Source organism: Actinokineospora sp. (assembly GCF_050699995.1).
GTDB lineage: Bacteria > Actinomycetota > Actinomycetes > Mycobacteriales > Pseudonocardiaceae > Actinokineospora.
In genome coordinates, this window is the sequence record NZ_JBOHGC010000440.1 from 1 (window position 1) to 12902 (window position 12902).

The 12902-nt window shown below is 70.3% G+C and carries 16 protein-coding genes; 7 read left to right on the top strand and 9 right to left on the bottom strand.

Going from position 1 to position 12902, the window contains the following annotated elements:
• The 3 genes from ACRDSQ_RS22055 to ACRDSQ_RS22065 all read left to right on the top strand — a co-directional run.
• Positions 1–1176 (top strand): hypothetical protein (locus ACRDSQ_RS22055; RefSeq protein WP_431423685.1); only part of this gene is annotated, 1176 nt, incomplete at its 5' end.
• A 33-nt stretch (positions 1177–1209) separates the two neighbouring features.
• Complete coding sequence (locus tag ACRDSQ_RS22060) at positions 1210–1530, top strand: putative quinol monooxygenase (RefSeq protein ID WP_431423687.1); 321 nt, start codon at positions 1210–1212, stop codon at positions 1528–1530.
• Positions 1527–1892: a hypothetical protein gene (locus ACRDSQ_RS22065; protein WP_431423688.1), complete on the top strand. Its 366-nt coding sequence runs from the start codon at positions 1527–1529 to the stop codon at positions 1890–1892. The genes ACRDSQ_RS22060 and ACRDSQ_RS22065 overlap by 4 nt, the downstream gene beginning before the upstream one ends.
• Before the next feature lie 22 nt (positions 1893–1914).
• Here ACRDSQ_RS22065 and ACRDSQ_RS22070 read toward each other — a convergent pair whose 3' ends face one another.
• Positions 1915–2562 carry a hypothetical protein gene (locus tag ACRDSQ_RS22070; RefSeq protein WP_431423689.1) on the bottom strand — a complete coding sequence of 216 codons (648 nt, stop codon included), beginning with the start codon at positions 2560–2562 and terminating at the stop codon, positions 1915–1917.
• A gap of 171 nt (positions 2563–2733) precedes the next feature.
• Between ACRDSQ_RS22070 and ACRDSQ_RS22075 the strand changes: the two genes are divergently transcribed.
• Complete coding sequence (locus ACRDSQ_RS22075; RefSeq protein WP_431423690.1) at positions 2734–3540, top strand: DUF72 domain-containing protein; 807 nt, start codon at positions 2734–2736, stop codon at positions 3538–3540.
• A gap of 4 nt (positions 3541–3544) precedes the next feature.
• Here ACRDSQ_RS22075 and ACRDSQ_RS22080 read toward each other — a convergent pair whose 3' ends face one another.
• From ACRDSQ_RS22080 to ACRDSQ_RS22090, 3 genes are read right to left on the bottom strand one after another with little or no spacing between them, the layout of a single operon-like run.
• Complete coding sequence (locus ACRDSQ_RS22080; RefSeq protein ID WP_431423692.1) at positions 3545–3937, bottom strand: type II toxin-antitoxin system VapC family toxin; 393 nt, start codon at positions 3935–3937, stop codon at positions 3545–3547.
• Complete coding sequence (locus ACRDSQ_RS22085; RefSeq protein ID WP_431423694.1) at positions 3934–4218, bottom strand: type II toxin-antitoxin system Phd/YefM family antitoxin; 285 nt, start codon at positions 4216–4218, stop codon at positions 3934–3936. Before ACRDSQ_RS22085 ends, ACRDSQ_RS22080 begins: the two co-directional genes overlap by 4 nt.
• A 43-nt stretch (positions 4219–4261) precedes the next feature.
• Entirely contained in the window at positions 4262–5101 is an 840-nt protein-coding gene (locus ACRDSQ_RS22090; protein WP_431423695.1) for a helix-turn-helix domain-containing protein, read from the bottom strand.
• An 82-nt stretch (positions 5102–5183) separates the two neighbouring features.
• Between ACRDSQ_RS22090 and ACRDSQ_RS22095 the strand changes: the two genes are divergently transcribed.
• Entirely contained in the window at positions 5184–6038 is an 855-nt protein-coding gene (locus tag ACRDSQ_RS22095) for an alpha/beta fold hydrolase (RefSeq protein ID WP_431423697.1), read from the top strand.
• Here the strand turns inward: ACRDSQ_RS22095 and ACRDSQ_RS22100 are convergent.
• The 4 genes from ACRDSQ_RS22100 to dxs all read right to left on the bottom strand — a co-directional run bounded on the left by ACRDSQ_RS22100 (position 6022) and on the right by dxs (position 10518).
• Positions 6022–6615, bottom strand: coding sequence for a hypothetical protein (locus ACRDSQ_RS22100; protein ID WP_431423698.1), 594 nt, complete (start codon positions 6613–6615; stop codon positions 6022–6024). The two genes, ACRDSQ_RS22095 and ACRDSQ_RS22100, sit on opposite strands and share 17 nt — an antisense overlap.
• 136 nt (positions 6616–6751) lie before the next feature.
• Positions 6752–7882: a sensor histidine kinase gene (locus ACRDSQ_RS22105; protein WP_431423699.1), complete on the bottom strand. Its 1131-nt coding sequence runs from the start codon at positions 7880–7882 to the stop codon at positions 6752–6754.
• The gene (locus ACRDSQ_RS22110; RefSeq protein WP_431423701.1) at positions 7879–8553 is read right to left on the bottom strand and encodes a response regulator transcription factor; all 675 of its coding nucleotides are present in this window, start codon (positions 8551–8553) and stop codon (positions 7879–7881) included. The genes ACRDSQ_RS22105 and ACRDSQ_RS22110 overlap by 4 nt, the downstream gene beginning before the upstream one ends.
• A 45-nt stretch (positions 8554–8598) precedes the next feature.
• Complete coding sequence (gene dxs / locus ACRDSQ_RS22115) at positions 8599–10518, bottom strand: 1-deoxy-D-xylulose-5-phosphate synthase (protein WP_431423702.1); 1920 nt, start codon at positions 10516–10518, stop codon at positions 8599–8601.
• Positions 10519–10698: 180 nt separating this feature from the next.
• Between dxs and ACRDSQ_RS22120 the strand changes: the two genes are divergently transcribed.
• Entirely contained in the window at positions 10699–11532 is an 834-nt protein-coding gene (locus tag ACRDSQ_RS22120) for a ferredoxin (RefSeq protein ID WP_431423703.1), read from the top strand.
• A 62-nt stretch (positions 11533–11594) separates the two neighbouring features.
• On the opposite strand, the gene ACRDSQ_RS22125 is transcribed toward ACRDSQ_RS22120, so the two are convergent.
• The gene (locus ACRDSQ_RS22125) at positions 11595–12218 is read right to left on the bottom strand and encodes a TetR/AcrR family transcriptional regulator (RefSeq protein ID WP_431423705.1); all 624 of its coding nucleotides are present in this window, start codon (positions 12216–12218) and stop codon (positions 11595–11597) included.
• A gap of 137 nt (positions 12219–12355) precedes the next feature.
• Here ACRDSQ_RS22125 and ACRDSQ_RS22130 point away from each other — a divergent pair, with 137 nt between their 5' ends.
• Positions 12356–12781: a hypothetical protein gene (locus ACRDSQ_RS22130; RefSeq protein ID WP_431423706.1), complete on the top strand. Its 426-nt coding sequence runs from the start codon at positions 12356–12358 to the stop codon at positions 12779–12781.
• The last annotated feature ends 121 nt before the right edge of the window (positions 12782–12902 follow it).

A 12902-nucleotide genomic window follows, 5' to 3' on the forward strand; every position in this document is an offset into this window, starting at 1 on the left:
CTGGTGATGTGCCACGACCCCGGCGCCGCGGAGGGTCACCTGCGCGCCGCGGGCACCGAGCCCGCCGACGCGGCCGAGCGGGCGCGGCTGCTCGATGTCCGGGCGAACTGGCTGTGCGAACTCGGGCGGTTCGACGACGCGCTGTCGACCGCCGACGAGGCGCTGGCGGCCGCGACCGAGCACGGCACCGCGCAGGACGTGGCCACCGTGAACGAGACACTGGCCATCGTCCACCACTTCCGCGGCGACTGGCGCGACGGCGTGCACCGCGAGTTGCGGCGCCTCGAAGTCGACGACGATCAAGCTCTGGCCCGGGTCTTCGACCTGCACCACTGCATCGGCCAATACCACCTCTACGGGGACGACCTGTCCGCGGGCGTCGAGGACTACGCCCTGCGCACCATCACCGTCGCCACACAGCGTGGGGCGTTGCGGGCGCAGGCTTTCGCCTGGTGTCTGCTCGGTGAGTCCCTGCTGTTGCACGGCCGGTGGGACGAAGCCGAAGGGTGCCTCGAACGCAGCGCGGAGATCCACGGCGAACTCGGCTCGAACTCCGGCGCCCTGCCCTGGCAGCGACTCGCGGAGCTCGCGGCGGTCCGGGGCGACAGCGAGTCGGCCGCGGCGGCCTTGCGGCGCGGTATGGCGATCGCCGGAGTGTCCCCGCTCGCGCGGCACCACTGGGGGCGGCTGTATGCGACCGCGGCGCTGGACGCGATCGAGCGGGGCCATCCTGAGGAAGCGCTCCGGGCAATTCGCTCGGCAGGCGACGCGGCGGCACGCCACGGTGAGTGCCCCAGCTGCGCGGCGCTGCTCTACCCGATCGCGGCTGAGACCTGTGCCGCGCTCGGCGACGTCGCGGCGGCCGACCTGCACGCGGCCGCGGCCGAGAAGGTCGCCCGCATGTTCGACAGTTCCGCCTGGCGGGCCATGGCCGAGACCGCTCGGGCCGCGGTCGACGCCGCCAAGGGCGAGTCGGCCGCGGCCCAGGTGCATTTCGCGGCGGGCGTCGCCCTGTACGAGCGGGCCCGGATGCCGTTCTGGGCCGCCCGGACCACCATGCAGGCCGCCCAGGTCGGGCAGGCCGCGCCGGGACAGCTGGCCGCCGCGATCGAGGTATTCGACCGCGTCGGCGCGGTCCGGCGGCTGAGGAATGCTCAGGGAATGGCTGCTTTCTAAGGTCGCGCCAACCGACCTTGAAGGGAGCCGGACATGAACGGACAGCGATACACCTCGGGCACCTGGCACGTGGCGCCGGGCAAGGCGGACGACTTCATCGTCCGCTGGACCGAGTTCACCACCTGGGCGTACTCCGAGGCACCGGGTGCACGGATGTTCCTGCTGCTGCGCGCGGCCGAGGCACCGGACGAGTTCGTCTCGTACGGCGCGTGGGACAGCGACGAGAGCGTCGCGGCGTGGAAGGCCCGGCCGGAGTTCGGCCGGTACTTCACGCGCTGCCGCGAACTGTGCGACGAGTTCAGCGGTGTCGACTACACCCTGGCGTCAAGCGTGAATTTGATGGTGACGTCATGATTCGCGGTCTCGTGGCGGCGGCCGCCGCCGGGCTGGTGGTCCTCGCGACCGCCGCCCCGGCCGCCGCGGACCCGTACGACCGCGGGAACGCCTCGACCTTCACCCTCGCCGGGACGTGCGGCGGTGTGCCCGCCACCATTGTCCACGGCCCCGGAAACACCACCGTCGGGTTCGTCGACGGTAGCCCGACGGTCGCCCGCAAGCTGGTCTTCTACGCGCCCGACGGGATCAGCGTCGTCTTCGTCCACGAAGACGCCTCCTACGCGGCATTGGCCGCACAGCACGAACTCCTCGAGTGCGATCTGGTCCTATCGCTCACCGGTAACCGCGTCACCGCGTGGGTCCAGATCCCGAGTGGATGACTGTGTGTCGCAGGGTGCCTGGTCAGCAGGTGACTGAGACCTTGGCGCCCGCGCGGAAGGAGACGTGGACGTGGTCGTAGTGGTTGGCCGTGGCGCCGCCGCGGTCTTCCATGGCCGACCAGCCGCTGCCGTCGTTGTAGCGCTGGCGCCAGATCACGTAGGTGACGGCGAAGGCCCGGCGGTTGGCCAGGACGTAGTCGGCGATGGCGTTGCCTTTGGCGGTGTCGACCATGAAGTCCAGGGCGAGGCCCTCGGGGTGGTCGCTGGTGCCGCTGCGGCCCGCGGCGCCGCCGATGTCGTCGACGCCGAACTTCGCGGCGATGTGGTTGCCGACCTGCGCCACGTGGGGCTGCGCGCCGTCCAGTTTCGTCGAGCATGACGAGGCCGGGGGCGGCGGGGTCGTCTTCACCTTTGTGGTGGTGACCGGCGGCGGGGTGGTCGTGACCGGGGGCGGGGTGGTGGTCGTCGTGGGGGCGACGGTGGTGGTCGTGGTGGTCGTGGTCGATGTCGTCGTCACCGGCGGGGCCATGACCATCGCGGCGCTGGCGTTGCGCACATCCGGGTCGGTGCCCGTGACCCAGGCCGTGGCCGCGAGCACCGCGCCGGTGGTGACGGCGAGCGCCACTGGCATGTGCCAGTTCGCGGCCTTGCTGCTATGTCGACCTGCCATGTCGTGGATCACCGCTATACGTCGGGGACGGGGGTCGGCTCTTTCGAGCCCGAGGCAAGGTAACGAAACGGCCACGGCAATGTCTCGCCAGGGTGTCGGCCACCACATTTCCGCAGGTAGGCTTGACGCCGTGGCCAGCAGGTATCGCGGTTCGTGGTTGGCTCATCACCCATGAGCGACGTGCGGATCGGGACGTCAGGCTGGCTTTACCCGCCCTGGCGGGGGACGTTCTACCCCCCGGGCCTGACCCAGAAGCGCGAGTTGGAGTACCTGTCGCGGCAGGTGTCGTCGATCGAGATCAACGGGTCGTTCTATTCGCTGCAGCGTCCGGAGAGCTATCAGCGGTGGCGGGACGAGACGCCCGCGGGGTTCGTGTTCTCGGTCAAGGGTCCCCGGTTCATCACGCACATGAAGCGGCTCAAGGATGCGGACACGACGTTGGCGAACTTCTTCGCCTCGGGCGTGCTGGCGCTGGAGGCGAAACTCGGCCCGGTGCTGTGGCAACTGCCGGAGAACTTCCGCTATGACCACGACGTGTTCGCCCGGTTCTTCGGTGAGCTGCCAAGGACGACCAGTGCGGCCGCGACACTCGCCAGGTCCCACGACTCCCGTTTGGACGGTCGCGCGTGGACGGAGACCGACGCGGACCGGCCGCTGCGGTACGCCCTGGAGGTGCGCAACCCGGACTATCCGCGCGAGGAGTTCGTGGAGTTGTTGCGGGACAATGGGATCGCGCTCGTGGTCGCGGACACGGCGGGTCGGTGGCCGCTGTTCGAGGAGGTGACGACGGAGTTCATGTACGTGCGGCTGCATGGAGATGAGGAGCTGTACACGAGCGGCTACACCGACGACGCCCTGGACGCGTGGGCGAAGAAGGTGCGGCGGTGGCGGAAGAAGGGGGACGTGTTCGTGTACTTCGACAACGACGTCAAAGTCCGCGCGCCTTACGACGCCAAGGCACTCATCGAGCGACTGTGACTTCTCAGATCGCAATCACGTCGAGAACCCGCTCCAGGCCGTGGAAGTCCACCGCGTTCCGGGTGAGCAAAGGCAATCCGTTCGCCGCCGCGGTCGCGGCGATCTGGAGGTCCATCCGGCGCGGTCGCGGGTTGCGCCCAGAACGCTTGACCAGGGCCGCCATGGTTCCGTAGAGCTTCGCCGCCGGAATGTCGAATGGAAGCACGTCGAATTGATCAAGGGTGGCGTAATAGCGCTCGGTTCGGACACCGCGTTCGACCGGATCGTCGACATCAAGACCGTAGGCCAGTTCGGCGATCGTGACCGCACTGACGAACGCAGTGGCCGAAGCGTTGTCGCCAAGGTTCAGTCGGTCGAGGTCGATGATCACGCAGGTGTCCAGCAGGACACTGATCATCGGGACCACACGTCGTCGACGGGGTCATCAGCGCCGAAGATCTGGTCGTCGGCTTGACGCTCGCGGCGCCAGCGTTCCGCGTCCATGGGCGGGAGCCCGCGGAACGCCGCCTGCGCCTCGGCCAGAGTGCGTCGCTTCGCGGCCCGCCCAGCCTGGTGCGGGACAAGGTCGGCCACCGGCTTCCCGTTGCGGGTGACGGTGAAACTCTCACCGGACTCGACCCGCCGCATGATCTCCGCATTGTCGTTGCGAAGTTCGCGCTGCCCGATGACCTGACTCATGGCACTACTGTAGCAACTATCCGATCAGCGCGCTACAGATGTGCTACCTCGCGTGCACGAAGGTCGGAGGCTCGTTCAGCACCGTCTGCGTCGGGGTGCTTCCGGTGAGGTCGCGGAAGTCCCGATTCAGGTGCGACTGGTCGGCGTAGCCGCTGTCGTGGGCGATGTCCGCCCAGCTCAAAGCCCCGGGATCGTTGATCAGGGTAGTCGCCCGGTGCAGCCGCGCGACCCTGGCGACCGTCTTCGGGGTCAGGCCGATCTGCCCGCGGAACCTCGACACCAGGTGCTGCCGGGTCCAGCCGATCTCGTCGGCCAGCGCTCCGATGCGGACGCGGCCGTGGCTGGACATCAGGCGGTGCCAGGCGCCGTGGACCGGGCGGGCCAGGCGGGGGCCGTCCTGCGACCACGCCAGCAGGTGGCGGTCGACGATCCGGAAACGCTCCGCCCACGTCGGCGTGTGCGCCAGCTGGTCGGCTAGGTGGCAGGCGCGGGAGCCGACCAGGTCGCCCAAACCGATGGCCGCGTTGGCGATCTCGCTGAGCGGGAGGCCGAACAGCGCGTACGCGCCCGCCGGGCTGAGCCCGATGGTGATCCCGTGCGCGTGGCCGGACTGGGTGATCGTCACCGGCCGGTCCCGCAGGCCCAGCACCGGTGAGACCGGCATGGATTCGGCTCCCACGAGCCGAACGGGCCGGTCGATGTCGATGGTCACCGTGACCGCGCCGAGCGCGATGACCTGCCACGAGATCGGCTCCGGGTGGGTGTAGTCGTGCGCTGTGTAGGTCAGCACCTTGCCCGCCAGCCGCGGATCCGGTGCGGCGTAGACGAGTTCGTCGATCCGCGCCACGTCCTCGCCGGGCGCGACTATCGACCACTCCGCCACATCGCCCCCTTACATTCGTCCAAGACCGCGGCCCGCGCTCCTCCCTAACGTCGTCACCAACGACGTTACCCGGAGGAAGAACATGGCACGGATAGGTCATTTCACCAGCGAAGCGGCACGGGACGCCTACTTCACCGCGTACACGGCCGCGATGGCCGAATGTCCGGAACCGCTGAAAACACTCGACATCGAGACCCGACACGGCACGACCCGCGTCTACCGCCACGGCGTCGGCGACGGGCCGCCCATCGTGTTGCTCTCGGCGATGGCGAGCACGTCGGCGGGCTGGGCCGACCACATCCGGGGGTTGGCCCAACGGCACCCGGTCTACGCAATCGACGCGTTGGGCGAACCTGGCGGCAGCGTCCAGACCGCACCGATCCGAAGTCCCGCCGAGCGGGCGCTGTGGCTCGATGACGTGCTCGCCGGGCTAGACCTGAGCGGGGTGCACCTGGTGGGCGCGTCGAGCGGCGGTCACCTCGCGGTCAGCCAGGCGATCCACCGGCCTGACCGGATCGCGAGCGTCAGCCTGCTGGACCCGACGCTGGTGACCGCCGGGTTCTCCCCCGCCGTCCTGGCGCTGGCCGTGCCGGTCGTGGCGGTGAACCGGGAGTGGCTATGGCGCCGGTTCCTGAACTGGCTGGTGGGCCCGGCTCTGGCCGACGGCCCAGCGATGCGGGTGGTCCTCGCGGGCATCTTGTCCTACAAGAACAAGCTGCCGCCGCAGTTCCGGCTGCCCGCGGACGACCTGCGCACGGTCACGCTGCCGGTCCTGGCGGTGTTCGCGGGCAGTAGCGTCGCCCACAACGCGCGCAAAGCCGCCGAGCGGGCCCGAGCGCTGTGGCCACACGCCGAAGTGGACCTGTGGGCCGACTCCGGGCACCACCTTGGCCCGGGCATCGAACGACACGTCCTCGACTTCATCGGGCGACACTGACCGGTTGGCGGACCTTGCGGGTGATCAACCAGGCCGTGAGCACCACCAGCGACACCGCGGGCATCGGCCGACCCGTCCAGACGCTCAGGGCGATATCGCAGAACGGCACGATGACGATCGCCGCGAAGACCCACGTCGGCGCGGTGGGCAGTTTCGGCGGGCGTTCCGGCGTCCACGGTGTGCGGTTCCACGGTTTGGCCACCGAAAGCCAGGCCTGGAAGGCGATCGCGCCCGCCATCAGCGCCGTCCCCACGACAAGTGGGACCGGTGTGGGGGTCGGGTTACCCGCCTTGGCCGCGATCACCGCGCCGTTCAGGGCGCCAGACAAGACGAAGATCCCCAAATAGAGCTGCGCCAACGTGATCAGCAGCTTCCCCAGCACCCACCAGTGCCGGTAGAAGCCCCAGGCGGTCGACGCCGAGAGCATGAAACCGGTGAACGCCGAGGCGTTGGCCATGGGCGCGAGAAGCGCGTCGTCGAGTGTGTGGGCCATGGTTGTGGCGCTCACGCGGATGGTGGCGTCGTCGGTCGTCAGGCTCACGGTCAGCAAGGTGAACAGCGCCAATGCCTGACTCATCCAGCCGACAGACGTGATCACATGCAGCCACACGGCGCCCTGGCGCCATCGTTTTGCATTCCCCCAAGTCATGATCCCAAGCGTGGCCGGGAGAAGTAGGGCGCACATCCAGGATGTCCCTGGGGGCGACCCTGAATCAGGGCAGGGTCGGCAGGTGCACAGTGACGGTCAAACCGCCGCCCGGCACGGGTTCCGCGGTGACATGGCCGCCGTGGGCGCGGGCGACCGCACGCACGATCGACAGCCCCAGGCCCGTTCCTATGTGTGCCGTCCGGTCGACACCGCCGCGGCGGAAGGGCTCGAACAGCTCGGCCACCCGCTCCGGTTCCACTACCTGGCCGGACGACGACACGGTCAGCATTGTCCACTGTGGACCATGGATGGTGCGGACGTCGATCCAGCCGCCGTCGACGTTGTGCCGCACAGCGTTCTCCAGCAGGTTCCCCGCGACCCGCTCCAGTAGGGCGGCGTCGCCCGCGACCCGGGCACCGCACTCGTGGAAGGTCGCCCGCACACCACGGCGTTCGGCCTCCACCCGGGCCGACCGCCAAGCGCCCGCGATGATGGCCGACAGCTCGACCGGGCCGGTCACGTTGACACCGAGACCGTCGGTGCGGGCCAGCACTAGCAGCGCCTCGACCAGCTCGCCCGCGCGCAGGGTCGCGGAGCGCACGACCTCGGCCATGCGGCGCAGTTCGGCCTCGTCGGCGTCCGGGTCGGCCAGGGTGACGTCGAGTTCGGTGCGGATCACCGCGAGCGGGGTCCGCAGCTCGTGGCTGGCGTTGGCGACGAACTGGCGCTGCGACGAGAAAGCGGCCTGCAGCCGGTCGAGCATCGCGTCGAAGGTGTCGGCGAGTTCGGCGACCTCGTCGCGGGCGCCGCGGTGGCCGATGCGGGCACCAAGGGACTCCACCGACAGGCGGTGGGCGGTCGCGGTGACCTCGCGCAGGGGGCGCAGGACGCGCCCGGTGATCACCCAAGCGAGCAGCGCGGTCGCGGCGACAACGCAGACGAACGCGACGGAGCCCGCGAGCAGGACCCGTTCGCGGGCGTTCGCGGCCAAGGCCTCCGCGAGTTGGTCGGCGCGAACCCGGACACCGCCGACGACGACCGTCGACCCCTCGGGCAGCGACGGCACCGAGGCCACCACCCCACCGGCGAGCAGCCAGCCCAGCCACAGCAGCAACGCGCTGACCGCCGCCACGAGCCCCGTGGTGAGCAGCGTGATCCTCGCGCGCAGCCCCAGGCCGCGGCGGCGTCCGCTCATTGACCGGCCGCAGACGAGGGCACGCGGTAGCCGGACCCGACGACGGTGTCGATCACACCGGGCTCGCCGAGCTTCTTGCGCAACGTCATGACTGTGACCCGGACGGTCGTGGTGAACGGGTCGGCGTTCTCGTCCCAGACCCGCTCCAGCAGTTCCTCGCTGCTGACCACCGACCCGCGGGCGGCGAGCAGGACCTCCAGGACACCGAACTCCTTGCGGGTCAGCTCGATGGGCTGCCCGGCCCGCGACACCGTCCGCCTTGCCGGGTCGAGTTCCACGTCACCGGCGACGAGCACGGGCGGCGTCACGGGTGTCGCCCGCCGGGCCAGGGCGCGCACACGGGCGACCAGCTCGGGGAAGGCGAAGGGCTTCGCGAGGTAGTCGTCGGCCCCCAGGGAGAGCCCTTCGACCCGGTCCTCGACGGCGTCGCTGGCGGTCAGCATGAGCACCCGGGTGAGGGCGCCGGACGCCACGATCTCCCGGCACAGCTCGTCGCCGTGCATGCCGGGCAGGTCGCGGTCGAGCACCACGACGTCGTACCGGGTGAAGCTGGATTTCTCATGGCCGTCGTCCCCGTTCAGGGCGACATCGACCGCCATGCCTTCGCGTCGCAGGCCACGGGCGATCGCCTCGGCCAGCGCTGGTTCGTCTTCAACGATCAGGATCCGCACAGGTACAACGGTGCCACACCACTGTGGACAAGGTCGTCCCGAGCCCTACGGCAGGGCCCGGCCGACCTGCTCGGCGTCCGCCGACTCCGGGCCGCCGATGAGGTCCGACGCCCAGCCAGTGACCCGGCGGGCCACGTCCTGAGCCGTCAGACCCAGCCTGACCAGCACCTCGTCGCGCGACCCGTGGGCGTGGAACTCGTTCGGGATGCCCAGGTCGCGCAGCGGGACGTCCACGTCGCTGTCGCGCAGCAAAGCGGCCAGGGACCAGCCGAAACCGCCGTGCCTGCCGCTGTCCTCGACCGTGACCACCAGGCGGTGCTTGGCGGCCAGGTCGACCAGCTCACGCGGGACGGGCGCGACCCAGCGCGGGTCGACGACCGTCACGCCGATGCCCTGGTCGGCCAGGCGATCGGCCGCGGCCAGGCCCAGTTCGGCGAACGAGCCGACCGTCACCAGCAGCACGTCCGAGGTCTCGCCGCGGCGCAGGATGTCGACCGGGCCGACGCGCTCGACGGCCAGGATGTCGTCGCCGACGGTGGCCTTCGGGAAACGCAGGACCGACGGGCCGTCGTCGATGGCCACCGCTTCGCGCAGTTCCTCGCGGAGGGTGAGGGCGTCTCGGGGGGCGGCGATGTGGATTCCGGGGATCACGCCGAGGATCGACAGGTCCCACATGCCGTGGTGGCTGGCCCCGTCCGGGCCGGTGATGCCCGCGCGGTCCAGCACCACCGTGACCGGCTGCTTGTGCAGCGCGACGTCCATCAGGAGCTGGTCGAACGCCCGGTTGAGGAATGTCGAGTAGATGGCGACGACCGGGTGCAGGCCCGCCATGGCCATGCCCGCCGCCGAGGTGATCGCGTGCTGCTCGGCGATGCCCACGTCGAAGCAGCGCTCCGGGAACCGCTCGGCGAACGGGGCCAGACCGGTCGAGCGCAGCATGGCCGCCGTGATCGCCACGACGTCCTCGCGCTCGGCGCCGATCTTGGCCAGCTCGTCGGCGAACACCGACGTCCACACGGTGCCCTTGGACTTGCGGGGCTTGCCGGTGACCGGGTCGATCGGGTCGGTCTGGTGCATCTGGTCGAGCTCGTCGTTCTCGGCCAGCGGGTAGCCGTTGCCCTTGCGGGTCACGGCGTGCACGATGACCGGCCCGCCGAAGTCCTTCGCACGGCGCAGCGACGACTCCAGGGACTCGAAGTCGTGGCCGTCGACCGGGCCGATGTACTTCATGCCGAGGTCTTCGAACATGGCCTGCGGGCTCAGCGCGTCCTTGATGCCGCGCTTGGCCGCGTGCAGCGCCGCGTAGAGCGGCTTGCCGACGACCGGCGTGCCCTGCAGGACCCGCTTGCCCTCCTCCAGCGCCCGCTCGTAGCCGGGACGCAGCCGCAGCGCGGCGAGGTGATCGGCGACACCGCCGATGGTCGGCGAGTAGGAGCGGCCGTTGTCGTTGACCACGATGACGACCGAGCGGTCGGTGCCCGCGGCGATGTTGTTGAGCGCCTCCCAGCACATGCCGCCGGTCAGCGCGCCGTCGCCGACGACAACCACGGCGCTGCGGCGCTCGCCGCGCAGCTCGTAGGCCTTCGCCAGACCGTCGGCGTAGGACAGCGCGGCCGAGGCGTGGCTGTTCTCGACGTGGTCGTGCTCGCTCTCGTCGCGGCACGGGTAGCCGGAGATGCCGCCCTGCTGGCGCAGGTCGTCGAAGCCGTCGCGGCGGCCGGTGAGGATCTTGTGGACGTAGGCCTGGTGGCCGACGTCGAAGATCAGCGTGTCACGCGGGGAGTCGAACACCCGGTGCAAGGCGATGGTCAGCTCGACGACGCCGAGGTTGGGGCCCAGGTGGCCGCCGGTCTTGGTGACCTTGTCGACGAGGAACGACCGGATCTCGATCGAGAGCCGGTCCAACTCCTCCGGCGTCAGGCGGGTCAGATCAGCCGGTTCGTGCACGGACTCCAACAGCGTCACCGCGTGGTCACCTCGTCGTCCTAGTCGGCTGTTCCTGCGGCATCCAGTCTACGAGGGGCGTCCGTGTGCTCGCCGGAGGCGTCGCACACATCCACGCGATCATCACCGAACGTGCACACCGATCCCACACTCCCGGTATGGTTCCGCACGCACGTATGGGGGATCTGTGGTGGGGGAACGATGACGGAACCGCAACCGGTGATGGACCCGGCCGAACAGAATCGGCTGACCAAAGAGGTCGGTCGGGCGATGGTGCGCGTCGCCGGTCAGCACTGGCAGAAAATCCGCGCCGAGTACCGCTCCGTGGGCCGCCATGTCGAGGTCGACCTGACGATCACCGCCCATGACGAGCAGGAACACGCGATCCGCCCGCCGACCGAGGTCGTCTCCGGCTTCGCCCGGCTGCGCGGTGGGATGTACCGGCCGGGTCGGGGGACCTGGCTGGTCGCGGTCTACGAGATCGAGCCGCCGGGTGGGTTCGCGGTCGAGTTCGAGCCGGACGTCGAACCCGCGTGGCGCCGGGTGCCACCGCCGATCGGGTTCATGGACGAGCTCCGATTCTTCCCCCGATCGGACGAACACATCCCGGACTGGCTGCGGGCCCGGGCGGGCATGCCGCCCGCGGTGTCCGCGGAGACCCAGGCGGCGCACACGCCCGCCGGTGGGATCCCGGCGCCGGGCGCACCTGTTGCCGCTGGTCAGACGCCCGGAACGGGTGGTCACGGTCCGGCCGGACCGGGTGGTCCCGGGGCTCCGGCACCTGGCGGGCCTGCGCCTATGGGACCTGGTGGGCCCGCGCGTCCCGGACCGGTGCCGCCCGCGCCGGGCAGGCCGCCGATGCCTCCCGGCCCCGGACCTGTCCCACCCGGACGCGGCCCGTCCGGCCCGTTCCCCGGCGGCGGCATGCCCGGACCCGGGCACCCACCCATGGGCAACCGTCCCCCGCAGCCGGGATTCCCGCCGCCCGGCGGCCCCGGTTTCCCAGGGCGCCCGCCGGTACCTCCGCGTCCCTGACAAGCGCGCTCGCGGTAGCGCCGCCGCCTGGCCCGTGGAAGGTCCTCGGCTGCTTGCAGGCGCTAGCTCGCGTCCTCGACCGTGATCGACTTCATGATGTAGCCGACGAGTTCGCCGTAGAACTCGGGTCTGACCGCGCCGGGCACGATCCAGTGGTCGATGCCCAGGCCGATGCTCAGCGCGTGCAGGCCGATCGCGAGTTCCATCGGGTCGACGTCCGCCCGGATCCGGCCCGCCCGCTGCTCGGCGGCGATGATCTCGGCGACGGCGCGCGGGATCGACTCGATCCGGTCGGCGAACTTGGCGCGCAGCGCGGGGTCGCGGGCGGCGACGATCGAGAACTCCAGGTTCAGCAGGAACCGGTCGGGGTCTATGTGGACCTGGCGGGTGCTCTCGTCGGCGAGCAGCTTGACCCGTTCGGCGAACGTCCCACCCGCGGCGGCGAAGAAGGCCTTGATCACCGCGACCCGGTCCTCGGTGCTTTCCGAGAACAAAGCGAAGAACAGGTCCTGCTTGCTCTCGAAGTTCGAGTAAACCGCGCCGTGGCTGTAGCCGGCCTCCTCGGCGATGTCGGCGATCGAGGCGCCCGCGTACCCGCGGCGGGCGAACACGCGCTTGGCGGCGGCCAGCAGTTCTTGCCGGGTCTGCGCGGCGCGCTCGGCCCGAGGCAGTCGGCGAGCTGTCACTGCTGTTGTCCCTACTGAGTCGATCGACGAGTGCCGAGAGGGTACCCGGCGCATTCGAGACATTTCCCGCTACCGAACGAGCACACCCGGTAGCATTAGGATCGTAATCTGGATGACAAGCATAATCTGGGGGCACTGTGCGCGGACCGAACGATCCGTCCTTCGCCGATTCCGCGGGCGCGTTGGCCGAGCTGATCGGGCGGCAGAGCCAGATCGAGACCCTGCTGGACACCGACCGGTTCAGCGTCGACCCCGACGGCGCCCGCCGCGCCGCCAAGGCCTGCCGGGACCAGGTGCACCGCATCGACGGTGCCCTGGAGACGGCCCGTGTTCTGGTGCGCACGGACAATTTCGGCCAGTGCGCGGTCGGCGAGTCCCTGTCGCAGAAGTTCACCGCGAAGGCGGGCGACGGCCCGGACTCGCTGGTCAGCCTGCTCACCCAGGCCCGTGACCTGCTCGCCGGGCTCGGCGCGAGCTACGACAACGCGGCCGCGGGCTACGACCACACCGACGAGTCGGCCGCGGCCGAGTTCCGGAACCTGGCGGAGAGGACCGGCGCATGAACCCCGTCGAGCAGTTGCTCGCTCCCGTTCTCGAAGTGCAGTCGGCCCTGGTCGGCACCGACGGCCCGTCCACGCGCGACGCGCGGGAGCGCGGCCAGGCCGCCGCCACCGCGGACGGCGG